General features: G+C 67.9%; 19 protein-coding genes, 1 tRNA gene, 1 other RNA gene and 1 pseudogene. 6 read left to right on the top strand and 16 right to left on the bottom strand.

Annotated elements, in window-relative coordinates; genetic code table 11:
- Positions 1-18: 18 nt before the first annotated feature.
- The 8 genes from H5393_RS04735 to prfB form a co-directional block, all read right to left on the bottom strand.
- Complete coding sequence (locus H5393_RS04735; protein WP_182765642.1) at positions 19-579, bottom strand: YqgE/AlgH family protein; 561 nt, start codon at positions 577-579, stop codon at positions 19-21.
- Positions 580-665: 86 nt separating this feature from the next.
- Positions 666-1,034: a transfer-messenger RNA gene (gene ssrA, locus H5393_RS04730) on the bottom strand.
- Between the two features lie 31 nt (positions 1,035-1,065).
- Positions 1,066-1,635: a DUF1707 domain-containing protein gene (locus H5393_RS04725; RefSeq protein ID WP_182765641.1), complete on the bottom strand. Its 570-nt coding sequence runs from the start codon at positions 1,633-1,635 to the stop codon at positions 1,066-1,068.
- Between the two features lie 82 nt (positions 1,636-1,717).
- Complete coding sequence (smpB, locus tag H5393_RS04720) at positions 1,718-2,200, bottom strand: SsrA-binding protein SmpB (protein WP_182763455.1); 483 nt, start codon at positions 2,198-2,200, stop codon at positions 1,718-1,720.
- A 19-nt stretch (positions 2,201-2,219) separates the two neighbouring features.
- Positions 2,220-3,674, bottom strand: a complete 1,455-nt coding sequence (locus H5393_RS04715) for a M23 family metallopeptidase (protein ID WP_182765640.1) — start codon at positions 3,672-3,674, stop codon at positions 2,220-2,222.
- A gap of 88 nt (positions 3,675-3,762) precedes the next feature.
- On the bottom strand, positions 3,763-4,665 hold the full coding sequence (ftsX, locus tag H5393_RS04710) for a permease-like cell division protein FtsX (protein ID WP_220488162.1): 903 nt from the start codon (positions 4,663-4,665) through the stop codon (positions 3,763-3,765).
- Between the two features lie 17 nt (positions 4,666-4,682).
- Positions 4,683-5,369 (bottom strand): cell division ATP-binding protein FtsE, encoded by a 687-nt coding sequence (gene ftsE / locus H5393_RS04705; RefSeq protein WP_076058684.1) that lies wholly within the window; start codon positions 5,367-5,369, stop codon positions 4,683-4,685.
- A 97-nt stretch (positions 5,370-5,466) separates the two neighbouring features.
- Positions 5,467-6,579, bottom strand: coding sequence for a peptide chain release factor 2 (gene prfB, locus H5393_RS04700; RefSeq protein WP_182763458.1), 1,113 nt, complete (start codon positions 6,577-6,579; stop codon positions 5,467-5,469).
- Positions 6,580-6,748: 169 nt separating this feature from the next.
- Between prfB and H5393_RS04695 the strand changes: the two genes are divergently transcribed.
- The 5 genes from H5393_RS04695 (at position 6,749) to lnt (ending at position 13,124) form a co-directional block, all read left to right on the top strand.
- Positions 6,749-9,121, top strand: coding sequence for a D-glucuronyl C5-epimerase family protein (locus H5393_RS04695; RefSeq protein ID WP_182765639.1), 2,373 nt, complete (start codon positions 6,749-6,751; stop codon positions 9,119-9,121).
- Positions 9,118-9,894 (top strand): hypothetical protein, encoded by a 777-nt coding sequence (locus H5393_RS04690; protein ID WP_182765638.1) that lies wholly within the window; start codon positions 9,118-9,120, stop codon positions 9,892-9,894. The genes H5393_RS04695 and H5393_RS04690 overlap by 4 nt, the downstream gene beginning before the upstream one ends.
- 59 nt (positions 9,895-9,953) lie before the next feature.
- A tRNA-Val gene (locus tag H5393_RS04685) sits at positions 9,954-10,030 on the top strand.
- A gap of 209 nt (positions 10,031-10,239) precedes the next feature.
- Positions 10,240-11,577 (top strand): Na+/H+ antiporter NhaA, encoded by a 1,338-nt coding sequence (gene nhaA, locus H5393_RS04680; protein WP_182765637.1) that lies wholly within the window; start codon positions 10,240-10,242, stop codon positions 11,575-11,577.
- Positions 11,577-13,124, top strand: a complete 1,548-nt coding sequence (gene lnt, locus H5393_RS14480) for an apolipoprotein N-acyltransferase (RefSeq protein WP_255436254.1) — start codon at positions 11,577-11,579, stop codon at positions 13,122-13,124. Before nhaA ends, lnt begins: the two co-directional genes overlap by 1 nt.
- A 17-nt stretch (positions 13,125-13,141) precedes the next feature.
- Here the strand turns inward: lnt and pdxT are convergent.
- Positions 13,142-13,603: pseudogene (gene pdxT, locus H5393_RS04675) on the bottom strand (pyridoxal 5'-phosphate synthase glutaminase subunit PdxT); the annotation flags it as partial.
- 29 nt (positions 13,604-13,632) lie between these two features.
- Positions 13,633-14,529 carry a pyridoxal 5'-phosphate synthase lyase subunit PdxS gene (gene pdxS, locus H5393_RS04670; protein ID WP_182765636.1) on the bottom strand — a complete coding sequence of 299 codons (897 nt, stop codon included), beginning with the start codon at positions 14,527-14,529 and terminating at the stop codon, positions 13,633-13,635.
- A 129-nt stretch (positions 14,530-14,658) separates the two neighbouring features.
- Here pdxS and H5393_RS04665 point away from each other — a divergent pair, with 129 nt between their 5' ends.
- Positions 14,659-15,645 (top strand): hypothetical protein, encoded by a 987-nt coding sequence (locus tag H5393_RS04665; RefSeq protein ID WP_182765635.1) that lies wholly within the window; start codon positions 14,659-14,661, stop codon positions 15,643-15,645.
- On the opposite strand, the gene H5393_RS04660 is transcribed toward H5393_RS04665, so the two are convergent.
- The 6 genes from H5393_RS04660 to H5393_RS04635 all read right to left on the bottom strand — a co-directional run bounded on the left by H5393_RS04660 (position 15,620) and on the right by H5393_RS04635 (position 24,171).
- Positions 15,620-17,830: a 6-phosphofructokinase gene (locus H5393_RS04660; protein WP_182765634.1), complete on the bottom strand. Its 2,211-nt coding sequence runs from the start codon at positions 17,828-17,830 to the stop codon at positions 15,620-15,622. The two genes, H5393_RS04665 and H5393_RS04660, sit on opposite strands and share 26 nt — an antisense overlap.
- Positions 17,827-18,222: a DUF3052 domain-containing protein gene (locus tag H5393_RS04655; RefSeq protein ID WP_076058662.1), complete on the bottom strand. Its 396-nt coding sequence runs from the start codon at positions 18,220-18,222 to the stop codon at positions 17,827-17,829. Before H5393_RS04655 ends, H5393_RS04660 begins: the two co-directional genes overlap by 4 nt.
- A 152-nt stretch (positions 18,223-18,374) precedes the next feature.
- Positions 18,375-21,134 carry a pyruvate dehydrogenase (acetyl-transferring), homodimeric type gene (gene aceE / locus H5393_RS04650; RefSeq protein ID WP_182765633.1) on the bottom strand — a complete coding sequence of 920 codons (2,760 nt, stop codon included), beginning with the start codon at positions 21,132-21,134 and terminating at the stop codon, positions 18,375-18,377.
- Positions 21,135-21,256: 122 nt separating this feature from the next.
- Positions 21,257-21,985, bottom strand: coding sequence for a PHP domain-containing protein (locus tag H5393_RS04645; protein WP_182765807.1), 729 nt, complete (start codon positions 21,983-21,985; stop codon positions 21,257-21,259).
- A 5-nt stretch (positions 21,986-21,990) separates the two neighbouring features.
- Positions 21,991-22,734, bottom strand: a complete 744-nt coding sequence (gene cobA, locus H5393_RS04640; protein WP_182763466.1) for a uroporphyrinogen-III C-methyltransferase — start codon at positions 22,732-22,734, stop codon at positions 21,991-21,993.
- A gap of 27 nt (positions 22,735-22,761) precedes the next feature.
- Positions 22,762-24,171, bottom strand: coding sequence for a sodium:alanine symporter family protein (locus tag H5393_RS04635; RefSeq protein WP_182765632.1), 1,410 nt, complete (start codon positions 24,169-24,171; stop codon positions 22,762-22,764).
- Between the last annotated feature and the right edge of the window lie 26 nt (positions 24,172-24,197).

Genomic DNA, 24,197 nt, shown 5'->3' with positions numbered 1-24,197 from the left:
CTCTGTGACCCGCAATGGTCAGTTCAGAGCGGGTTCGTCCGTCCATGTGGACCATCTTCCGGGGAGGCCGCCCATGCGTCGCAGCACGCGGCGCCACAGGCCGTCCGGATTGCCGAACACGTCGTCGGCGCGCACCTCTGTGCGGAACCACGAGCCCCGGATCAGTTCGCCCTCGAGTTGCCCGGGCGACCACGAGGAGAGACCGACGAAGAGCCGCAGACCGACGAAGGAGGATTCGAGCAGTTCGCTCGGGAACCGGAGGTCCACAAGCCCGACATCGCCCGCGAGCCGCTCCCAGCCGGGCGGTTCCACACCTTCTGCGGCCGGCTTGCCCAGGGCCAGCACCACGTCGCTGTTGACCGGGCCTCCTTCGAAGAGGATGCCAGGTGGGCTGAGAAGCGGTGCGAAGTGAGCCGCGGCGGCCTCCGGCGGCATGTCCGAGACCATGTTGAGGCAGACGCCGACGGTGCCCTCGAGGTGGTGCTCGACGATCAGGACGACCGAACGGTCGAAGTAGCCGCCGCGCCCAGGCTGGGTGGCGACGAGCAACTGACCCACGGCGATCGCACCGGTATGCATGCCCACCACCCTAACGGGCCCGCGTGACGAGGGCGGCAAAAAACCTCGTGCCCACCCGCTGGTCAGCGGGTGGGCACGAGGCACAGGGGTGGAGGTGGCGGGAATTGAACCCGCGTCCTCAAGAGATGTTCCAGGACTTCTCCGGGCGCAGCCGACATTGTCGTTTTCTCGGTCCCTGCACTCTTCGTCGGCAAGTCGCAGACAGACCCAGCATCAGTGAAGTCCCGAGTAGCCCCTGATACGCAAGCTACTCAGCAAGCCTTCTAAATGAGGCCAGGTACCGGACCGAAGGCTCGTCCGGGCTGACCCTTCGGTCGCTGATCAGGCAGCGAGAGCGAAGTCAGTGCTGTTGTTGTTGGCACTTATTGGTTTCCACGCAGCGTTTACGAGATAAACGTGGATCCTCGGCCCGCTTCTCCTGGGACTACCGTCCCGAGTCGAAACCAGTCACCCCCTGTTGAGTTGTTCACACCATTCTAGCGCATGTCAGCGAATCGCCTGCTTCGGCCGCTGCGTCCTCGCGAGCAGGAACGGCTCGAGCCGGCCGGTGCCGGACTGTCCGTTGAACGCACGGACGGACGCCCAGATCGTGCCGCCGAACCAGGCCAGCCACGCCAGGAACAGGAAGCCCTCAGCCCCGAACACAATCCCCAACAGGAACGCTGCTGCGGCCACGGCAGCAGCCGTCAGTTGCAGACTCAGGGCCCGGCTCGCCTCCCACCAGACCCGGCTACCCGGCGTGGCCACAGCCTTGACGACGACCGGACCGAGGAACCAAGTGAAGAGCCCGGACAGCTGGGTCAGGCCCGCTCCGAGGTTCTCTGCGGGGGCGGGCTGACCGGGCCTCGGCCTGGTGAGCACAGCGGGAGCGATGCGGGCCAGTCCCACCAGGGACCGGTTCAACTCCACGCGGTCGCGGGCGTTCAACGCGAGGTCCAGACGCCGATCCAGCTCCGCCTCATCGATGGAGCGGTCCGCGTAACAGGCCTGCAGGTGGTCCACTGCACGGTCTCGCTGCTGGTCGGTCACTCCGGGGAACTGCTGGTACTCGCTCATGCATCCATTGTCGTCGGAGGCCCGCCTCTGCAGTACCGGGAAGCACCCTGAAAACGACCCTGGACGGGCCCGGGTCAGGGTCTCAGCGGTTGTTGTACTTGTTGCGGTGCGCCAGTGCCCGCTGCATCTCGCGCTGAGCATCGCGCTCGGCGATGGCGTGGCGTTTGTCCCAGTCCTTCTTGCCCGTGGCGACGGCGATCTCAACCTTCGCGTAGCCGTCCTTGAAGTACAGGGACAACGGGATGAGGGTGCGGCCCGAGTCGTCCGTGGCGCGGGAGAGCTTGTCGATCTCCTTGCGGTGCAACAGTAGCTTTCGGGTACGGCGGGCAGAGTGGTTGCGCCAGGTGCCGAACTCGTACTCCGGGATGTTGGCGTTGATGAGCCACGCCTCGCCCTGCTCATCGACGGTGGCGTACGCCTCCGCGATGGTGGCGCGGCCTGCACGCAGCGTCTTGACCTCGGTACCCGTCAGAACAAGGCCGGCCTCGAACACGTCACCGATGTGGTAATCGTGTCTGGCCTTCCTGTTCTGTGCGACGAGCTTCTTTCCGGTCTCCCTGGGCATCCGGTAATTAAACCACGCCTCAGTTGAACCAGCCGGACAACGGGTTCACGACCCGGCCGTTCTGCCACACCATCAGGTGCAGGTGGCAACCGGTGGAGTAGCCCGTGGAGCCGACATAGCCGATGACCTGGCCCTGCTTCACCCGGGTACCCACGCCCACGATGTAGTGGGTGGCGTGGTTGAAGCCGGTCGTGACATAGGCTCCCCGGACATAGCCGTGGTCAATCATCAGCCGGTTTCCATAGCCGCGGTTGAAGTAGCGCTCCGTCACAACGCCGTCCGCGGGCGCGCGGAGGGGGGCGCCGCACGCGGCGCCGAAGTCGGTACCGTCGTGCAGCTTGCGGTAGCCGAGCACGGGGTGCAGGCGCATGCCGTACCTGGAGGTCAGGCGACCCTCGACGGGTCGGATGAAGACGGAATTGTTGCGAGAGGAGCTGGATGATTTCTTCGGCGCTGAAGCGGCTGCCGCGGCCTGCGGTTTCGGGGCCGGCTTCTTGGCGGCCGCCGCCTTGGCAGCCGCTGTCTGTGCGGCAGCGTCGCGGGCCGCCTTGTCACGGGCAGCCTTGTCGCGGGCAGCCTTCTCGCGAGCGGCCTTTTCTGCGGCGGCCTTCTTCTGCGCTTCGATCCGCTGCTGGATGCGCTTCTCGACGTCGGCGTTCTCGGCCACGAGTTCGCGCTGACGCGTCTCCTCGGCGACGACCTGCAGGCGGGCGCTCTCTTCGGCCTTGTCCCTTGCGGCCACCAGGTCGGCGACCTGGGCCCGCAGTGCCTCGGCCTGCTCCTGAACCGACTGCTTCTCGTCGAGTTGACGAGCGGCGGCCTGCCGGGCCTCGTCGGCGACATCGCGCGCGGCGTCGGCGGCCTGGCGGGCGTCGTCAGCAGCCTGCTGGGCAGCATCGGCCCGGGACTCCGCGTCCTCCAGGGAAAGTCGGCGCATCTCCAGTTCGTCGAGTTGCACCGCCGAGGAGGTCATGAGGTTCTGGGCCAGCTGCGCACGCTGGTTGAGGTTCGACGCGTTGACGTCGGTGAAGATCAGGGCGAGGTTGACCAGGCCGGTGCTGTGCTGGGTGGTGACCAGGATCTCTTCGTTCAGCCGGCCGTTGACCGAGTCGAGGGCGGCCTGGGCTGCTGCGACGTCGGCCCTGGCCTGGTCGAGTTCATGGTTGGCCACTTCGAGCTTCTCGGTGGCGACGTCCAGTTCCTGTTCGGCGACGGCGAGCTCGTCGGCGCGCTGCCTGTCGAGATCCTCCGCGGCGCGGAGTTCCGATTCGGCCTTGGCCAGCTTGGCGCCGGCGTCGGCCAGCTGCGCGCGGGCCGCTCGGGCGTCCTCGACGGCCGAATCCCGCGCGGCTTCAGCGTCGTCGATGACGGAAGCCTGGCGCGCGATCTCGCGCTGGAGGTCTGCCTTGCGATCGGTCAGATCATCAGCCTGGGCTGGTGTCCAACTCGCGAATCCCAGGAGGACTGCCAGCACGCCGGCGACGATGCCACGGGGCAGACCTGAGATCCATGTGCGAACTGCGGGCGGGGGGGGAAGTTCCCGGTTCACGCTCGTCTCCTTATCAGATACGCAGATATCTTCTGGTTGCGAGCAGCGTCGGGATGATGGCGAGGCCAACACCTACCGCTGCAATGGACACAATGGCAGCCGCCAACTCTCCCCAGCCAATCCAGGGTAAAGCGGCGATTGAGGTTCGAGCGTTCTGGTCGATGATGAACCAGTAGCCCAGCGTGAGGGTTGCCGCAGCGATGACGACACCGATGAGGGCGGCGATCAGTGCCTCCAGCAGGAACGGCAGGAGGATGTAGATGTTCGACGCGCCGACAAGCCGCATGATGCCCATCTCTCGCCGCCTCGAGAACGCGGCCATGCGGATGGTGTTGACGATCTGCAACGCAGCGGCCAGCAGGAGCAGCAGGCTCATGGTGATCGTGGCCCACTGCAGGGCGCCGAACCACTTGAAGATGGGCTCCAGGATGGAGTTCTGGTCTTGCACCGCCTGCACGCCCTGGAGCCCGCGAGCCTCACTGGACACGCCTGCGTAGTTCTCCGGGTTGTTGAGCTTCACTCGAAAGGAGTCCTGCATGTCTTCCACGGTGCGGGAGTTGACGGCCGGCGAGTCCCTGAAGACGCGCTGGAACTCGGCAAGGGCCACTTCCTTGGACTCGTAGACCACCTCGGAAACCTCCGGGTTGGCCTCCAGGGTCTGCCGGATGGAGTCGCGCTGCGCGTCGGTGGCGCCCTTGCCGGGCTCGCAGCGGCCGCCCTGGGTGTCCGGAGTGCAGAGGAACACCTGGACGGTGATTTTGTCGTACAGAGTGCGCTTGGTGAGGTCGACTTCCATCGACGTCAGGAGTCCGGCCCCCAGGAGCGCCAGCGAGACGGACATGGTGACGACGACCGCGATCGTCATGGCGATGTTGCGCTTGAGACCGGACCAGGTTTCGCGAAGTGAATGCCGCATGATGTGTGAACTCTCCCCTACGCCGAGCCGTAGATGCCCTTGGCCTGGTCGCGGACGAGTTCCCCGTCGCGCAGTTCCAGGACCCGGCGACGCATCTGGTCGACGATGGACGAATCGTGGGTGGCCATGATGACGGTGGTGTCGACGCGGTTGATCCGGTCGAGCAGTTTCATGATGCCCACCGATGTTTCGGGATCGAGGTTGCCCGTGGGTTCGTCGGCGATGAGGATCTTGGGGCGGTTCACAAAGGCGCGGGCGATGGCGACGCGCTGCTGCTCGCCACCGGAGAGCTCCTCGCAGGGCCGGTCCTCCTTGCCGGCGAGGCCGACCATCTCGAGGGTGTCCGGGACGACGCGGCGGATCTCCCGGCCGGGGCGCCCGATGACCTGCAGCGCGAACGCCACGTTCTCATAGACGGTCTTGCCGGGGAGCAGCCGGAAGTCCTGGAAAACCGTGCCGATCTGGCGACGGAGCCCGGGGACCTTCCACTGCGCGAGCGTGCTGAGGTTCTTCCCGGCGACGTACAGGGTGCCCTTCGTCGGGCGATACTCGCGGAGGATGAGCCGCAGGAAGGTGGACTTGCCGGAACCGGACTGGCCGACGAGGAAGACGAACTCTCCCCGGGCGATCTCGAGGTTGACGTTCCTCAGGGCAGCGCGTTGCTGTCCTGGATAGAACTTCGTGACGTCCTCGAACGTGATCACAGGGGCACTCCGACGGTTGGGGAAGAAGCTGAGAAACTCTCAGCGCGAACGAGTCTAGGTGAGCCGGACTCCCCAGTGCCCAGCGACACGCCGTGGGTCAGGCGCCCGTCTCGGCCTTCTTGCGCCAGCGGATGCCGGCGTCGATGAAACCGTCGATGTCGCCGTCGAACACTGCATCCGGGTTGCCCACTTCGTGCTCAGTGCGCAGGTCCTTGACCATCTGGTATGGGTTCATGACGTAGGAGCGCATCTGCGCACCCCACGAGTTGCCGCCGTCGCTCTTGAGCGCGTTCATCTCCTTCTCGCGCTCCTGACGGACCCGCTCCAGGAGCCTGGACTGGAGGACGCGCAATGCTGCGGCCTTGTTCTGCAGCTGCGACTTCTCGTTCTGACAGCTCACGACGATGCCGGTCGGCAGGTGAGTGATGCGGACTGCGGAGTCAGTGGTGTTGACCGACTGACCACCGGGGCCAGAGGAGCGGAAGACGTCGATGCGCAGATCCGACTCCGGGATGTCGATCGAGTCGGTCTCCTCCGTGACGGGGAGCACCTCCACGCCCGCGAAGGAGGTCTGGCGGCGGCCCTGGTTGTCGAAGGGCGAAATGCGTACGAGCCGGTGGGTGCCCTGTTCGACCGACAGCGTGCCGTAGGCGAAGGGCGCCTTGATGGCGAACGTGGCCGACTTGAGCCCCGCCTCCTCGGCGTAGGACGTGTCGTAGATCTCGGTGGGGTATCCGTGGCGGTCCGCCCAGCGCAGGTACATCCGCATGAGCATCTCGGCGAAGTCTGCGGCGTCGACCCCGCCCGCCTCGGCACGGATGGTGATCAGGGCGTCACGCGGGTCGTAGTCACCCGAGAGCAGCGTGCGGACCTCGAGCGCCTCAATGTCCTTGCCTAGCTTGTCCAACTCACGGAGGACCTCCGCGGTGGTGTCGGCGTCGTTCTCCGCCTCGGCCAGCTCGAGCATCAGTTCCGCGTCGTCGAGACGCGAGCGGAGACCGACGAGCCGGTCCACCTCGCCCTGCTTCGCGGACAGCTGGCTGGTCACGCGCTGGGCGTTCTCCTGGTTGTCCCAGAGGTCCGGGGCCGCCACCTGCTCCTCAAGTTCGGCGATCTCGGCGCGGACCTTGTCAAGGTCGGCGACGGCCTCGATGGAATCGAGGGAATGGCCGAGGTCGGTCAGGCGGGAGGAGAGATCATCATTAGCCACAATCGATCATTCTACCCCGCGACGCCGGTTTCGCGCTGTCCAGCGTGTTTGCCGGGAGCTGGGCCAAGCTCAGGTAAGACTGGAGGCAATGTTTGGGTACGCGCCTGACCAGCGGTTATTGTCACAGCCGACGGCCTGACAGTGACCACACGATGAAGGACGAGACTTGATGAAACGGATCGGCGCAGGACTTGCGGCGTTGCTGACGGCGACGTTGGGCATCGTGGCACTGCCACAGACCGAGGCGGCCGCAGAGGTCGATGTCTACACCACCCCTGGCACCCACATCCTGAACGGACGCGAATGGCGCACCAGCTGCGAGCCCTACTCCTCGACGGTTGACCGCTGCCGGGCCGAGATCAAGGCGACCGTGGTCAAGGTCGAGGCCGGCCAGTTCGTGGAGGTCACCGACTGGGCCTTCAACAACCTCACGTACAAGCCGAGCCCCCGCTCCAATTGGAAGGGCAACCCGCTCGGGGAAGCCGGCGACTACGTCATCGACGGGCGGCAGTGGCGCACGGAGTGCGACACCGCACAGACCGGCAACGACGCGTGCCGCAGCTACATCCTGACCACGGTCTACGGGGTCAAGACCATGACCCCGCGCACCTACGAGCAGTCCAATCAATGGGTGTTCAACAACATCGTGCGCTTCAGCGTCACACCCCCGCCGCCCACGCCGACCGTGCCGCCCAAGCCGACCTTCTGCAACGCCGCCCCGCTGCCGGCCGGTTTCGCGCTCACGGACACGGGTCGCCCCTACGTCATCAAGGCGCCCTACACCCCCGTCGACATGTACAACCCGACCTCGATCAGCAACTTCATCAGGAACACTTCCAGGGCCAGCAACGACGCGACGACCGCCAAGGCGCGTGAGGACCAGAAGTGCCTGGCGCTGCTCGCCGCTGGGCACCTCATGAACGGATCGGAAACCACCCGGAACGCCGCCGGCGAGATCGTGCGCTGGTTCCCGTATATGTTCCGCTTCAGCGCCAACCCGACGACGGACGACCTGACGGCGCCGTGGCATTCCGGCCTCGCGCAGGGCGGCGTCCTGACCACGTTCACGCTCCTGACGGACCTCACCGGTGACCGCTCGTGGCTCACCCGTGGTGCGGAAACATTCCGCAGCTTCGAGGTGCCGGTCTCGGAGCCCGGCGGCATCCTCAACCGCGACACCGAACACGGTTTCCTCTGGTTCGAGGAGTACCCCACCACCAAGGACGGCCAACCGCTGCCCACCACCGTGCTCAACGGCCACATGGAGGCCCTCATCGGGCTCAACCTGTGGCACCGACGCATGGTCGCCGAGCAGTCCGCCGGCCGCACCCCCGTCAGCCAGCCAGCTGAGATCAAGGCCCTCGTCGACGAGGCCCTCAGCACGTTGGAGCCCATGCTCGACCTGCACGAGGTGGACATCGACGGCGGCACACTGACCAGCTACGACGCCGTGCGCGGCTACCCCGCCGCACCGCTGCGGGTCAACGGCGCCTCGACGTTGAAGGTGACCTCAGCCGCCCTGAACAACAAGGCGGTCACCCTCCCCCGCACGTCGGAGACCTGGGATCGCGACGCCTACCTCGTCAACGGCGACTTCGCCACCGTGAAGGACGGCATGCCCGAGGGCTGGACCAGGCTCGGCAGTGCCACGTACTCCGGGCCCACCAGCGGCCACTACCGCATCCGCTCGGGAGGCAACGCCTGGCAGGGGCTGGAGTTCGGCTGGGCGGAGAACCCGAACAAGGGCATTCCGTCGAGCTGGCTGCAGGACATAGCCGGCAAGCCCATGACGTTGACCCTGCGCGCCTCCATCTCCTACCCCAGCGGCAGGGCCGGCGCTTCGGGTCGCATCGCACTGTACGAGCAGTGCGGCACGGACGTGAAGCTCCATTACGAGAACGTACTGCGCGGCAGTGGGCAGTGGGCCGACTACACCTTCGGCTTCAACGCCCCCAAGGCCGGCTGCGACCTGCGGGTTCAGTTCATGGTGAGCCCTTACAACCGCGACGACACCGTCTTCCTCCTCGACGACGTGCAGCTCAGCTCGCAGCAGACCATCGGCTCGTCCCTGAAGCCCGCCTACGACCTGAAGGTCTACCGCACGCCGGAGAACATCCTGTCGCTGACGGGTTCGGGCAAGGCCACGGTTCAGGCCCACTACAACGGTCGCTGGCAGGATTTCGCCACGGTCGACCTGACCGCGGAGCGCGTCGACATCGTGATCCCGGAGCGGTTCACGGGCCGCAACATCCACCTCGGCTACCACGAGACCCACGTCGGTGAACTGATGGCGCTCTACCGCGCCTTCCCGCAGCACGGGTACCTGCTCGAGTACGCCCAGCGCTGGGCGCCCATGGCACCCTCCGTGCACCACACGGTGCCCAGGCCCACCACCACCACCACGTCGAGGGTGGGCACGAGCACCATGAGCATCGAGAGCGTCATCGACGAGGCCTACGAGTACCCGCTTGTCGACCAGTTCACCGGTCTGCCCTACGAGGAACTCGAGATGCTCGACGAACTCGCGAAGCCGGCGAAGTGATGCGGCGCCTCGGCACCATCCTGGTGGCCAGCGTCGTCGCGTTGCTGGGCGTGGTGGTTCCCACTCCCGCTGCGGCCGACGTCGACGTGTACACGACGGAGGGGACGCACAACGTCAACGGCCGCCTGTGGCGCACGGACTGCTCCATGTACTCCACCACCGTCGAGCGGTGCCGCACGGAGATCCAGGCCACGACGGTGACGTTCAGCGGGAGTCGCTACGTCGAGCAGCGGGGATGGGTGTTCAACAACCTCACCTACAAATCCAGCCCTCGGGCCTCGTGGTCCTTCATGAACCCACTGGTCACCCCCGGCGACCACACCGTGAACGGCCGACGGTGGCGCACCGAGTGCGACACCGCCTGGACGGGTTCCGGGGGCTGCCGCTCCCAGCTCATGGCCACCGTGATCGAGAAGGGTCCCACCGGGCAGTACCAGACGGTCAACAAGTACGTGTTCAACAACATCGTGCACGTCACCCCGGTGCCGTGCGTCGTGTCCCAGGCCCAACTGCGGGCGGATGTGAAGATCCCCACCACCGTGCTGCAGGGCTGCACGAAGTCGGCGCAGAACGCCACCTGGGCAGCCGTGGACTTCCCCGTCGTGCTGCCCGACGGCTACCGCTTCATGTCCACCGCGTTCTACCGCCTCTCCGGCAGCACCTGGCGGCTGGCCGTGCGCAGCAGCGCGAACTGGCAGGTCTGCCAGTGGGCCCGCGACAACGGTGCTCCGCAGGACCTGGTCACCAAGCACCTCGCGTTCTGCGCGCGGTGAACCCGGTGTGCGCTGAGCGCGATCGCCTGTCACAATAGGGGTCGCCGTTCGGCGTTTCGGGGCGCATAGCTCAGTTGGTTAGAGCACCTGCCTTACAAGCAGGGAGTCGGGGGTTCGAGTCCCTCTGCGCCCACCATCCCCGACACCGAGACGAGGTTGAGCGATGAACGCCACAGACTTCCCCATCACCCGGTGGACGACGCGGCATTCCGGCACGAACGGCTACGTCTCATCCTGGGGACCCATGCTCTCCGGCGTGACTCCGGTCGCCGTCCCCTAGTCCCGATCGCCCCTGCGGGCCGGTCGGGCGATGTTTTCCTGGCGATCCGACCGAGAGACACCCCCATGGACGACACCCGACGCTTCTTCCCCCGTTACGGCTCCTTCACCGAGGCGCTGCGCATCGGCGCGGTCCTCCGCAAGGAGACCGTCGGCGGCATCCTGCTCGTTGCAGGCGCCGCCCTCGCCATCATCTGGGCCAACTCGCCCGCCGCCGAACACTACTTCGCGCTGCGTGACTTGGAGATCGGCTACGAACCCTGGCACCTGCGCCTCAGCATCGGCGCGTGGGCGGCCGACGGGCTGCTGGCCATCTTCTTCTTCCTGGTCGGGCTCGAGTTGAAACGCGAGTTCGTGGCCGGCGACCTGCGCAGCGTCCGTACGGCCATGGTCCCGATCGCGGCGGCTGCCGGTGGCGTGGTCGTGCCGGCGCTCATCTACGCGGCGATCGTGCGCCCTTATCCGGGGCTCCACCATGGTTGGGCCATCCCGACGGCAACGGACATCGCGTTCGCTGTGGCGGTGCTGGCGATCATCGGATCACACCTTCCCTCCGCCCTGCGCATCTTCCTCTTGACGCTCGCAGTGGTGGACGACCTCCTGGCCATCAGCATCATCGCGATCTTCTACACGGACAGCGTCCACTTCGTGCCGCTGCTGCTCGCGCTGCTCGCCATCGCTGTCTACGGGTTTGTGGCGCAGCGCTACCGGGCGTTCTTCGGCCTGCGACCAGCAGCTGCATGGTTCGTCCTGCTGCCCATCGGCACCGTCGCCTGGGCGCTGATGCATGCCTCGGGCATCCACGCGACCATCGCCGGCGTCCTCCTCGGCTTCACCATCCCGGTGCTGCACCGCAGCAGCGCACCCCCCGAGGTGCAATCGCGCCCCGGCTTGGCCGAGGAGTTCGAACACCGCTTCCGCCCCCTGTCCGCAGGCTTCGCGGTGCCCGTGTTCGCGTTCTTCTCGGCAGGCGTGGCGCTCGGTGGCTGGGACGGCATCAGGGAGGCCGCCACGCATCCCCTGACACTCGGTGTCGCGGCCGCCCTGGTCCTGGGCAAGCCCATCGGCATCGTGACGACGACCTGGCTCATCACGCGGGCCACGCGGACCAGCCTGGACCCGGCGCTCCGATGGACCGACCTGATCGGGGTGGGGCTGTTGGCCGGCATCGGGTTCACGGTGTCGCTGTTGGTGGCCGAGCTGAGTTTCGCGGCGGGCACCGTCGAACACCACACCGCCAAGGTGGCCGTCCTCGGCGCCTCCGTCATCGCCGCCGTCGTGGCCTCCATCCTTCTCAGCGTGCGCAACGGCCGATACAAGAGGATCCAGGCCCGCGACCAGAGGGACGCGGACCGCGATGGCGTGCCCGACGTCTATCAAACGGGACCTGAAGACATCACGTGATGGCACTGAGATTCCCACGCCGAACCGCCCTAGTGTCCGCCGTCGCGGGGCTGGCAGGGGTCGCGACCGGCGCCGGCTTCGAGCCGCTCGGGTGGTGGCCGCTCTCCATCCTGGGAGTGCTCGTGCTCGGCGTCACGGTGCGTCGGGCCCGCACCTTCCCGCAGGGCATCGTGGTGGGATCCGCCTTCGGGCTCGGCCTGGCCGGGCCCACCCTCGCCTGGATGTCCGTCATCAACGTCGCGGCCACCGTCGGGCTGGTCCTCCTCATGGCCTCCTGGTACAGCGCCCTCGGCGCCCTCCTCCATGTCGCCCACCGCACCCGGTGGTGGCCGCTGCTCGCCTCGGGCGCTTGGCTCGCCGTCGAGTACGGTGCAGCGCATTTCCCGTTCGGCGGCTTCGGCTGGCTGCGGCTGGGTTACGCGATGATCGACTCGCCACTGGCGGGCCTGCTCCCCTTGGTCGGCGTCGCCGGAACGAGCCTCGCTGCCGCGCTGCTCGCCAACCTCGCCGCCTGGCTCGTGGCTGGGCTGTCCTGGCGTCGCCTCATCCCCGTCGTGGTGGGAGCCGCGCTCATCGCCACCGCGGCGGCCCTCGGCGGCGCGGTGCCCCCGGCGCCGGCCGATCGCATGGCCGAGGTCGGTTGGGTGCAGGGGGGCGCCCCTGGCGGCGGGGTGTACGGGCTGGGTCCGCTGCGGAGCACGACCAGCAACCATGTCGAGGCCACAACCGACCTCGCCGCCGCGATTGCGGCCGGCAGCGAGAACCGGCCGGATTTCATCGTGTGGCCCGAGAACTCCACAGACCTCGATCCAGGCACCGACCCCGAGACCGGGAAGTTGGTCGAGACGGCGCTCACCACCGTCGGGACGCCCATCCTCGTGGGGGCGATCCTCGATGGGCCAGGCCCTGATCAGCGGCGCACCGCGAGCCTCTGGACGACCCCGGACGGGGAGGTCGGCCCCACCTACGTCAAGCGGTCCATCGTCCCGTTCGGGGAATGGATCCCCTTCCGCGACGTGCTCCTCCCCCTCATCCCGGACCTGCGCTACGTCGGTAGACAGTCGGTGGCGGGGGCGGGTCCGGGGTTGCTGGACGTCCGCCTCGCAGACGGCACCCCGGTGACGCTGGGTGTGCTTGTCTGCTTCGACGTCGCGTTCGACGATGTGGCCCACGACCTCGCCGGGGCAGATCTCCTGGTGGTCCAGAGCAGCAACGCGATGTACCAGGGCACGGCCCAGATCGAGCAGCAGTTCGCAATCACCCGGGCCCGCGCGGCTGAGTTGAGGCGCGAGGTGCTCGTTGTCACCACGAGTGGCGTCTCAGGGGCGATAGACGCCTATGGCCGGGCTACATCGCGGGAGACCGGCCCGGGGGCCGCCTCCGGGGTGGAGAGCCTCCCCGTGCGCAAGGGGACCACCCCGGCCTCGTGGCTGGCCGGTCCGCTCGCCCTCGCGGTGACCTCACTGACCGTCCTGTGGCTTTTCGGCGTGGCCATCGCGCCGAGGAGCAGGGCGTGGAGGAAGGTGTCCCCGGCCAGTTCCGGGTGATAGGTCGCGCCGATGATGGTGCCTTGGCGCACCGCGACCGGCTCGCCGTCCCTGGCGGCGACCACCTCCACGTCGGGCCCGATCTCCTCGATGCGCGGCGCGCGGATGAACACCCCGCGCGCCGTCGCGCCGCCCCGGAGATCCAGGTCCGCCACGCCTGAGGCCAGTTGGGCCCCGTAGGCGTTGCGGCGGACCGTCACGTCCAGGCCGCCCACCGTCGGCAATCCTGCCAGGGCTTCGGGATCGGCCACCCGGTCCGCCAGGAGGATCAGCCCGGCGCAGGTGCCGAGCACGGGCAGACCCTCGTCGGCGCGCCGCCTGATGGCGCTGAGCAGCCCCGATGGACGGGCCAGCCGCGCCATGGCTGTCGACTCTCCCCCGGGCAGGACCAGCGCCCCCACGGCGTCCAGATCCGACGGCGTGCGCACGCGCACGGCGGAGGCTCCGAGCCGTTCGATCAGCTCGACGTGCTCCCGCACTGCGCCCTGAAGGGCGACGACGCCGACGATCACCAGCCGCGCTCCGCGAGGCGGTGGGGTGCGGCGAGGTCGGAGACGTTGATGCCGACCATGGCCTCACCCAGCCCCCGGGAGGCTTCCGCGATCGCCGCGGGATCCTCGAAGTTCGCCGTGACGGCGACGATGGCCCGGGCCCGTTTCTCCGGGTTGCCGGACTTGAAGATGCCGGAGCCGACGAACACTCCGTCGGCGCCCAGCTGCATCATCATGGCGGCGTCCGCCGGCGTGGCCACGCCACCGGCGACGAACAGCACGACGGGCAACTTGCCGGCGCGCGCCACGCTGCGGACCAGTTCGAACGGCGCGGCCAGTTCCTTGGCGGCGACGAACAGCTCGTCCGCGGACTTGGCGCCGAGCTCTCTGATCTGACCCTTGATGGTGCGGAGGTGCTTCATGGCCTCCGAGACGTCGCCGGTGCCGGCCTCGCCCTTGCTACGGATCATCGAGGCGCCCTCGGTGATCCGACGCAGCGCCTCACCCAGGTTGGTGGCGCCGCAGACGAACGGCACGGCGAAGCGCGACTTGTCGATGTGGTGCACGTAGTCGGCCGGCGAGAGCACCTCTGACTCGTCGATGTAGTCGACGCCGAGGCTCTGCAGCACCTGGGCCTCGACGAAGTGTCCGATGCGGGCCTTGGCCATCACGGGGATCGACACGGCGTCGATGATGCCGGAGATCAGGTCCGGGTCGCTCATGCGGGCCACGCCGCCCTGCGCGCGGATGTCGGCGGGTACGCGCTCGAGCGCCATGACGGCGACGGCACCGGCGTCTTCGGCGATGCGGGCCTGCTCCGGGGTGACGACGTCCATGATGACGCCGCCCTTCAGCATCTCGGCGAGGCCCTTGTTGACGGCGGCACGGTCTTCTGTGGTCAGGTTTTCGGTCATGGTGGCAATCGTCGCGGTCCGGAGCTGGCCCAGTCCAGATCCAGTTCCAGCCAGTTGAAGTGGTCCAGTTGTCGGGTGGGCGCGGTCAACGAAGTACATTGGAGCCCGCGCTGGACTTGAGGAGGTGGCATGGCCAACCCGTATGGACGTCGTGGCCTTCCTCCCGAAGAGGCGGTCCCCGCACCGCAACGGCAATCGGCGCCGCCCGCGCGGCCGGCCACCAGGCCGGGCACCCCCCGCCGGGGGATCGTGCCCCAGGATGACGGCCGCGACGGCGACACGCGCCGGGCGTGGTTCACCGTCGCGATCCTCCCGCTGGTGATCGCCGCGGTCGTCGGCGTGTTGTGGCTCGTCTTCGGCGAGCGTGGCGACGGCGGCACGACCGCCCTGCCAGCCCCGGTCAGTTCGAACTCCGAGCAGCGCACACCCAGCGCCACGCAGTCCGAGGAACCTTCGGTGGCGCCGAACGAAGCACCGCACACGCCCGCTGAGGGCGATCCCAGCCCCACACCGGCCGCTGACACGACCACGGCCGCCCCCGCACCGGCGGAGAGCCCGCAGCTCCCGACCGGACCGGAGGAGGAGCCCAGCCCGGTGTCGTCGACCCCAGGGGGCGTCCGGCTCGAACTCAACGGCACCGTCCTCGACATGCCCCCCGGCTGGCAGCTCTACGCGGACGAAGTGGTGCAGGACGAGCGGCGGCTCGTCCGCATCCGTGAACTGGCCACCGACGTGCGGATCCAGGCTGTCAGCCTCACCAATGTCACCGGAGCGCTCGACGAGGCCTGCCTGGAGCTCATCAGCGACCACCGGCAGCTGTTCACCGGCGTCGCCGAGGGCCTACCGGTCACCGTCCCCCTGACCGGCCAGGGCCAGGGCGCCTCCTGCAACTTCACCGGCACCCGCGCCAGCGACGGGGTGCCCAACCGGGTGGAGTTCACCATGTTGCAACTCGACGACGGCACCACGCTCGTGTTCCGCGACACCATCCCCTCCACCGTCCCGGAGGATTCCCCCGCCCTCGCGCAGCTGGTCACCATGGAGTGTGCGGCCGCTGAGAGCTTCGGGATCTCGGTGAATCAGTGCGCGCTCACTCCTGGCCAGGCCGACGGCTGAGCTGGTCGAAGACCGGCCGCAACGCCATCCACCACTGCTCCCGCGGGCGCTGAGCGTCCCAGTCCATCCCATCGGTCACGGTGCGCAGCGGGGCCAACAGCCCCGGGGCCGAACTCGACGCCGCGACATAGTTCGCCTGGCCGGCCCTGAGTTGCTCGTCGACGTTGGACACCGCTGTATAGGCCAGCCGCGTGGCGTTGATCCTGTCGAACGGCGTCGGGCTACCGCCCTGCTGCACGTGCCCGATGACCGCCTGCCGCACGGAGTAGAGCCCCTTGCCCTCGGCCTCGAAGAGCCGAGCCACGACATCTGAGGTGTAGTGCTCGCTGGCTTCCTCGCCCATCACGGCGAGGTAGAACGAGCGTCCGGACTCGAACGCGTCGACGAGCGCCTCCACGTCGGTGGCCAGCTGCTCCAGCGTCAGGCCCGTTTCGGGCAGGTACGCCTTCTCAGCGCCCCCGGCGATGCCGCCCACGAGGGGCAGGAAGCCACAACCCCGGCCCATCGTCTCGACGACGAACGCGCGCTTGCTGGCGGATGCCGACATGCGCACCATGTCGATGGAGTCGACGACAGTGTTGAGCGCGGTGTCGGCGCCCACCGCCATGGGCCAGGAGGGCAGGTTGTTGTCGATGCTGGCCGGCAACAGCGCAATCGGGATGTTGAACGCGGGATAGCGCTTGCGTTCGCGTTCCATCATGTCGACGGTGGCGTAGGCGTGGAAACCGCCCATGACCAGCAGGGCGTCGACGCGGAACTCCTCCAGGGAACGGGCCATGGCGTACAGGTCCGTCTCTGTGGGTACGTAGCGACGCGTGCCGAAGGCGGCGCCCCCGGTGTTGGCCATCCCCTCCACGTCGTGCCAGTAGACCTCGTGCAGGTCACCGGACACCAGGCCGGGAACGCCGCCCTGGACGGCGAGCATGTGGTATCCACGGTCCAGCCCGGAGCGCACCGCCACCCTCGCCAACTGGTTCATGCCGGGGGCGAGCGCCCCGGCATGCATGATCGCGATGCGCTTGGCGTCGGGCGCCATCTCGACGGTGGGCCGGGCCTCTGTCAGCACCCGGTAGATCTCGATCATCGTGGTGAACCCGACGCCACGGGAGCGTACCGCGGAGTCGTACTCCCCCGCCTCGATGAACGCCCCGATCCGGTGCGTGTCCTCCACCGCCTTGAGCAGCGGGACGGCGATCACCCTGTCACGGTGCACACCGACGAGCACCGGCTCGGTGTCCTCGTCAGCCTGCAGGACCTGGCGGACCGCCTCGACGCCACACGCGGTGGCCATCCAGCGGTCGTACGCGGACGGCGTGCCGCCGCGCTGGACGTGGCCCAGGATGGTGATCCGGGCCTCCTCGCCGGTGCGCTCGCGCAGTACCTGCTGGACGCGTTCCGCGGTGATCCGCACACCGTCGCGGTCTGCTGCGCCCTCGGCGACGACGATGATCGAGTCGCGCCGGCCGGCTTCGCGGCCCCGGGCGAGCACCTCCGTCATCCGGTCCTCCCACCCGGCACGCGGCGGCGATTCGGGCAGGAAGGTGTAATCGGCGCCACCCGCGATGGCGGTCATGAGCGCCAGATAGCCGCAGTGCCTGCCCATCACCTCCACGACGAAGGTGCGACGGTGCGACTCCGCGGTGGAGCTGATGGCGTCGATCGCCTCGGTGATGCGGTGCATCGCCGAGTCCGTGCCGATCGTCATGTCGGTGCCCACCATGTCGTTGTCGATGGAGCCGACGAGGCCGGCGATCCGCAACTGACGGTGCGACGTCGCCTGTTCGGCGCTGATGCGCCCAGCGGCCCGCAACTCCTCGACGTACTCCGGCCAGGCCAGGCACAGCGCCCGGCTGCCGGTCAGCGACCCGTCGCCGCCGATGACGATGAGCCTGTCGATGCCGCGCCCGATCAGGTTCTCGACGGCCTTCATCTGGCCCTCGCGGGTCTTGAACTCCATCGAGCGGGCGGTGCCGATGACTGTCCCGCCCTTCGGGAGGATGCCGGAGACGTCGCTCCAACTCATCTGGGTGATGTGTGCACCACCTGCTATGGCGCCCTGCCAGCCCTCCTTGATGGCGAAGACTTCAGCTTCTTCGTGGATGCCCGCCCGCACAATGGCGCGGACTGCGGCATTCATGCCCTGCGCATCGCCGCCAGATGTCATGACGCCGATGCGGGCCGTCATCGACGTCCGCCCTTGGGGCGCACGACCTTGGTGGCCTGCCAATCAGATGCGACGTTCGCCGTACGGGTGAGGGAGAGCCCGGCGATGGTGACTCCTTCGGCCACGGAGGCCGCGTCGATGAAGCCGGAGCGTCCGACCTTGGGGGTGAGCAGCCAGATGTAGCCCTCGTCGCCGAGGTCCGTCATGGCGTCGACGAGGCCGTCAGCCACGTCTCCGTCCTCGTCCCGCCACCACAGAATGGCGACGTCCACTGCCTCCAAGGGGTCTTCGACCATCTCCGCATCAATGGTGTCCATGATGTCGTCACGCAGGTCGGCGTCGACGTCCTCGTCCCAGCCGAGCTCCTGAACGACCATCCCGGGTTCGAGCCCGAGTAGGTCTGCTCCAGCCATCCCTTCGTGCGTGGGGTCCTTGTCTTGTGCGATATCCACGCCCCAAGCCTGCCAGATGCGGCGCGGGATTTCACTTGGGGCTCAGTTGCGATGCAAAGGCGGGACCGGTCTGACCGACCGGCCCCGCCCTTTCTGCGGATGTTCAGGCAGCCTCAGGCGTCGCCACCAGCGTTGCCGGAGGTGCCCGCGGTGACGTCGTTCAGGCGGTACTTGGCGTACGCCTCGATCGCCCACTCCTGCGGGATGTCACCCTGGTGGGCGAGCTGCTGCAGGACGGCCACCGCGACCGACGGACCGTCGATGTGGAAGAAACGACGGGCGGCTGCGCGCGTGTCGGAGAACCCGAACCCGTCGGCGCCCAGCGTGGTGTAGCTGCCCGGTACCCACTGGCGGATCTGGTCCGGCACGGCGCGCATGTAGTCGCTGACCGCCACCACAGGGCCGGGGCGGCCTTCGAGCTTCTGCTCAACCCAGATCTTCTCGTGCTCCGCGAACGGCTCGGTGAACTTCTTCGCTTCGGACTCGAGGCCCTCGCGCCGCAGCTCACCCCAAGACGTGACCGACCAGACGTCGGCGACGATCCCGTAGTCGTGCTTGAGCAGTTCCTGGGCCTCCAGGGCCCACGGGACGCCGACGCCCGAGGCGAGGATCTGAGCACGGCGTGCGTCTTCGCCCACGCCGTCGAAGTTGCCGGGCTTGAGGAGGTACATACCGCGGAGGATGCCCTCCACCTCGACACCCTCAGGCTCAGCCGGCTGCACGAGGGGCTCGTTGTACACCGTCAGGTAGTACATGACGTCCTCGGGCTGCTCGCCGTACATGCGACGCAGGCCGTCCTTGACGATGTGCGCGATCTCGTAACCGTAAGCCGGGTCGTAGCTGAGCACCGCGGTGTTGGTGGAGGCCAGTACCGGGGAATGACCGTCCATGTGCTGGGTGCCCTCACCCGTCAGCGTGGTGCGCCCGGCGGTGGCGCCGATCATGAAGCCGCGCGTCAGCTGGTCTGCAGCGGCCCAGATGGCGTCGCCGGTGCGCTGGAAGCCGAACATCGAGTAGAAGACGTAGATCGGGACCATCGGCTCACCGTGGGTCGAGTAGGACGACCCGGCGGCGGTGAACGCGGCGACCGAGCCGGCCTCGTTGATGCCCGTGTGCAAGATCTGGCCGTTCTTGGCCTCGCGATAGCTCAGGAACAGCTCGTTGTCGACGGGCGTGTAGTTCTGGCCGTGCGGGTTGTAGATCTTGATGGTCGGGAAGAACGCGTCCATGCCGAAGGTGCGCGCCTCGTCAGGGATGATCGGGACGACGCGGGGAGCGAACTCCTTGTCGCGCATGAGGTCCTTCAGCAGACGGACGAACGCCATGGTGGTGGCCACCTGCTGGTTGCCGGAACCCTTGCGGGACGAGTCGTAGCTCTTGTCCGGCGGCAGCGAGATGAACTTGCGGTCGCCGCGACGCTCGGGCAGGTACCCGCCCAGTTCACGGCGGCGGGCCTGGAGGTACTGGATGCGCGGGTCGTCCTGACCGGGGTGCAGGTACGGAGGACGGTACGGATCCTCCTCGAGCTGCGCGTCGGTGATGGGGGCGTCGACGCGGTCCCGGAAGCCCTTGAGGTCGTCGAGCGCGAGCTTCTTCATCTGGTGCGTCGCGTTGCGGCCGGCGAAGTGCTTGCCGAGGAAGTAGCCCTTGATCGTGTGGGCGAGGATGACCGTCGGTGCCCCCGTGAATTCGGTGGCGGCCTTGTAGGCGGAGTACACCTTGGTGTAGTCGTGGCCACCGCGCGAGAGGCGCCAGATCTCGTCGTCGCTCCAGTCCTTGACCATGGCCGCGGTACGCGGGTCACGCTCGAAGAAGTGCTTGCGGACGTAGGCGCCGTCGTTGGCCTTGAAGGTCTGGAAGTCACCGTCGGTGGTGGCGTTCATCAGGTTGACGAGCGCACCCTCGGAGTCGTTGGCCAGCAGCGGGTCCCAGCCGCGGCCCCACACCAGCTTGATGACGTTCCAGCCGGCGCCTCGGAAGAAGGCCTCGAGTTCCTGGACGATCTTGCCGTTGCCGCGCACCGGGCCGTCGAGCCGCTGGAGGTTGCAGTTGACCACGAAGGTGAGGTTGTCGAGTTCCTCGTTGGCAGCCAGTTGCAGGGCGCCACGCGATTCGGGCTCGTCCATCTCGCCGTCGCCGAGGAACGCCCAGACCCGCTGATCCGAGGTGTCCTTGATGCCGCGGTTGTGCAGGTAGCGGTTGAACTGCGCCTGGTAGATGGCGTTGATGGGGCCGATGCCCATCGACACCGTCGGGAACTCCCAGAAATCCGGAAGCTGGTGGGGGTGCGGGTAGCTGGGGAGGGCGCGGAGGTCGCCGTCGACGAAGTGGCTCTTCTCCTGACGGAAGCCGTCGAGGTCGTCCTCGTCGAGGCGGCCCTCGAGGAACGCCCGGGCGTACATGCCGGGCGAGGCGTGGCCCTGGAAGAAGATCTGGTCGCCGCCGCCGGGGTGGTCCTTGCCACGGAAGAAGTGGTTGAAGCCCACTTCATAGAGGGTGGCGGACGAGGCGTAGGAGGCGATGTGGCCGCCGACGCCGACGCCGGGGCGCTGCGCGCGATGCACCATGATGGCGGCGTTCCAGCGGAGCAGACGACGGATGCCGCGCTCGAGCTTCTCGTCACCGGGGAAGGCGGGCTCGCGGCTGGCGGGGATGGTGTTGACGTAATCCGTACCGGTCAACGACGGCACGCCGATGTGGCGCTCACGCGCGCGTTCCAACAGCTTCAGCATCACGTAGCGGGCGCGGTTGCGGCCGCCCGCGTCGATCACACCGTCGAGGGACTCCAGCCATTCGGCGGTCTCCGCGGGGTCGATATCGGGCAGATTGGTGGGCAGCCCATTGAGAATGGGTCCGGCCTCGTTCTGACTCACGAAGTATTCCTCTCGATGTCGGCAGGTCAAGCGCCAGAGGCGCGATGGCTCAACATTACCGCGCAGCGGCGATTGTGATATTCACCCTATCCACGGTTGAGGCTGCCGGTGCCGACCGAGGGCTAACGGTGCCGGTTGGCGTGCCTCAGGAGTTCCTCCGCAGGCCAGGTCGTGATGATGCGGTCCGGGTGGATGCCCGCCTCGGCCGCGCGGGTGGCCCCCAGGGGCAGGTAGCCCAACTGGTCCGGGGCGTGCGCGTCGGTACTGATGGCGAACAGGCAACCGATGTCGTTGGCGAGCTCCAGTAGCTCCAGCCGCGGGTCGGCCCGGTCCGGCCGAGAGTTGACCTCGATGGCGACGCCGAACATTTCGCAGGCAGCGAACACCAGGTCGGCGTCGAACCGCGACTCCCCGCGCCAGGAACCGTCGGATCGCCGCTTGCGGCCGGTGCAGTGGCCCAGCACGGTCGTGTGCGGGTTGGCGATGGCCGCGATCATGCGCCGGGTCATCGTGGCCTCGTCGTCGTCCAGCCTGGAGTGGACGGAGGCGACGACGACGTCCAGCCGGGCGAGGAGGTCCGGCCCCTGGTCCAGGGCCCCGTCAGCGAGCACGTCGACCTCGATGCCCTTGAGGATCCGGATCTCGCGCTGCTCTTGGATCTCGTCGATCTCGTCCCACTGTGCCAGCAGGCGCTCGCGGCTCAGCCCGCGGGCCACCTTGAGCCGCGGCGAATGGTCCGTGATGGCCAGATACTCATGGCCCAGGGCCTCAGCAACGGCGGTCATCTCCGCGAGGCCGGCCCCACCGTCGGACCAGGTGGTGTGGGTGTGGAGGTCGCCGCGCAGTTCCATCCCGCTCACACGCCGATGCCGAGGCCCGCGACGCTACCGAGCACGGTGACGGCCGGGGGCCGGATGCCCGCCTCCGCTGCCAACGCTGCGATGCCGGACGCGTCGCCGCGCACCACCTGCATGGTGGGCAGGCCCGCATCCGCGACCACGGCGGCGGGGGTGTCTGCGGGCAGGCCGGCCGCGATGAGGGCGGTGGTGATCTCCGGCAGGTTCTTCACGCCCATGAGGATGACGATGGTGTTGCCCGCCGTGGCGAGCTTCTCCCACGCCACGTCGTTGCGTTCGTCGTTCGGGCCGACGTGGCCCGCCACGACGGTGAAGCCGGTTGCGACGCCGCGGTGGGTCACGGGGATGCCGGCCAGTTCCGCGGCGGCGATGGACGAGGAGATGCCGGGGATGATCGAGACGGTGATACCAGCATCCTGGAGCGCCAGCCACTCCTCTCCCCCGCGGCCGAACACGAAGGAGTCGCCACCCTTGAACCGCACCACGTCGCGCCCCGCGGATGCCTGTTCGATCAGGATCTCGTTGATCCGCTCTTGCGGCGTGAACGGACCGCGCGGCACCTTCCCCACCTCGATGAGTTCGGCGCCTGCCTTGGCCTCATCGAGCAGTTGTAGCGGGACGAGGCGGTCGTAGACGATCACATCGGCCCGCTGGAGGGCCTTCAGCCCTGCGACGGTGATCAGGTCAGGATCGCCGGGGCCACCGCCGAGCAGTGTGACGTGGCCGGTGCTCGTTTCGTTCATGGGCGCACAGCCTAGTGCGGCGACGCCTCAGGCTTTGACCTGGTCTCCCATGAAGGCGTCCACGTCGGCCTTCGTGGCCCGCAGCTTGGGGTCGTGCTTCAGGTAGTGGGCCGTCTCCCGGGCGATCAGGCCCGAGAGGACGAGCAGGCCGATCAGGTTCGGCAGCGCCATGAGGCCGTTCATGATGTCGGAGAACGACCAGACGATGCCCAGCGGGACGGTGGCGCCGATGTAGACCACGACGGTGAACGCGATGCGGTAGACGATCGTCATCCTCGCCCCGAAGAGGCGCTCGACGCAGCGGTCGCCGTAGTAGGACCAGCCGATGATGGTGGAGAACGCGAACAGGATCACGCCGATGGCCACGACGTAGCCGCCCCACTGGCCGGGAAGCCCGTGGCTGAAGGCCATGGAGGTGAGGACGGCGGGGCTCGCGTCGGCGTCCCACACACCGGTGGTGACCAGGACCAGGCCGGTGCAGGACACGACGATGAGCGTGTCGATGAAGGTCTGCGTCATCGAGACGAGGCCCTGGCGCACCGGGTGCGTGGTCTTGGCCGCGGCCGCGGCGATGGCCGCCGATCCCATGCCGGACTCATTGGAGAAGATGCCGCGGGCCACACCCATCTGGACCGCCAGGATCAGCGAGCCGAACGTTCCACCGGCGATGCCGCTGCCGGTGAACGCCTGCCCGAAGATGAGGCCGAGCGCGGTGGGGAGCTCCGCGAAGTTCACCACCAGGATGTAGAGGGCCCCGAGCACGTAGAACACGATCATGACCGGGACCAGCGCCGCTGTGACGGTGCCGATGACACGGATGCCGCCGAGGATCACGAGCCCCACGAGGACCGCCATCACGATGGCGGAGATGGTGACGGGCACGCCGAACGCGTCGTGCAGGTTGGCGGCGACCGCGTTGCCCTGGGTCATGTTGCCGATGCCGAAGCTGGCCAGCACCGCGAAGACGGCGAAGATGATGCTGAGCGCCACACCCCAGCCACCGGGCAGCGCCTTCTTGAGGTAGTACTGCGGGCCGCCCGACGACTCGCCCTTCGCGTCCACCGTGCGGAAACGCACCGCGAGGAACGCTTCGGAGTACTTCGACGCCATCCCGACCAGGCCGGTGACCCACATCCAGAACAGGGCGCCGGGGCCGCCGATCGCGATGGCCGTGGCGACGCCCACGATGTTGCCGACGCCGACCGTGGCGGCCAGCGCCGTGGTGAGCGCCTGGTATTGCGAGATGTCGCCGTCCTCGGCGTCCTTGTCGTGCCGCTCCAGCAGTGCGAGCCGCAGGGCGGAGCCCAGCGTGCGGAACTGGATGCCGCGCAGCTTGATCGTCAGCCAGAGGCCGGTGAGCAGCAGCAATGGGATGAGGAGCCAGGGTCCCCATACGAACCCCGCGACTGCGTCCAGAATCTCCTGCAGCCGATCCATTGTGGGTCCCTCCGTGTGCGTTTCAC

It is taken from the genome of Tessaracoccus sp. MC1756 (assembly GCF_014164735.1).
Taxonomy (GTDB): Bacteria; Actinomycetota; Actinomycetes; order Propionibacteriales; family Propionibacteriaceae; genus Arachnia.
The sequence above is the reverse complement of the archived record's forward strand: the minus strand, read 5'-3'. Positions and strand labels throughout refer to the sequence as shown.

Bases quoted from the DNA above. Each gene is read 5' to 3' on its own strand.
- H5393_RS04735 (WP_182765642.1), bottom strand. From the start codon at position 579: ATGCATACCGGTGCGATCGCCGTGGGTCAGTTGCTCGTCGCCACCCAG.
- H5393_RS04725 (WP_182765641.1), bottom strand. From the start codon at position 1,635: ATGAGCGAGTACCAGCAGTTCCCCGGAGTGACCGACCAGCAGCGAGAC.
- smpB (WP_182763455.1), bottom strand. From the start codon at position 2,200: ATGCCCAGGGAGACCGGAAAGAAGCTCGTCGCACAGAACAGGAAGGCC.
- ftsX (WP_220488162.1), bottom strand. From the start codon at position 4,665: ATGCGGCATTCACTTCGCGAAACCTGGTCCGGTCTCAAGCGCAACATC.
- H5393_RS04695 (WP_182765639.1), top strand. From the start codon at position 6,749: ATGAAACGGATCGGCGCAGGACTTGCGGCGTTGCTGACGGCGACGTTG.
- nhaA (WP_182765637.1), top strand. From the start codon at position 10,240: ATGGACGACACCCGACGCTTCTTCCCCCGTTACGGCTCCTTCACCGAG.
- lnt (WP_255436254.1), top strand. From the start codon at position 11,577: ATGGCACTGAGATTCCCACGCCGAACCGCCCTAGTGTCCGCCGTCGCG.
- pdxS (WP_182765636.1), bottom strand. From the start codon at position 14,529: ATGACCGAAAACCTGACCACAGAAGACCGTGCCGCCGTCAACAAGGGC.
- H5393_RS04665 (WP_182765635.1), top strand. From the start codon at position 14,659: ATGGCCAACCCGTATGGACGTCGTGGCCTTCCTCCCGAAGAGGCGGTC.
- H5393_RS04660 (WP_182765634.1), bottom strand. From the start codon at position 17,830: ATGACGGCCCGCATCGGCGTCATGACATCTGGCGGCGATGCGCAGGGC.
- H5393_RS04655 (WP_076058662.1), bottom strand. From the start codon at position 18,222: ATGGCTGGAGCAGACCTACTCGGGCTCGAACCCGGGATGGTCGTTCAG.
- H5393_RS04645 (WP_182765807.1), bottom strand. From the start codon at position 21,985: ATGGAACTGCGCGGCGACCTCCACACCCACACCACCTGGTCCGACGGT.
- cobA (WP_182763466.1), bottom strand. From the start codon at position 22,734: ATGAACGAAACGAGCACCGGCCACGTCACACTGCTCGGCGGTGGCCCC.
- H5393_RS04635 (WP_182765632.1), bottom strand. From the start codon at position 24,171: ATGGATCGGCTGCAGGAGATTCTGGACGCAGTCGCGGGGTTCGTATGG.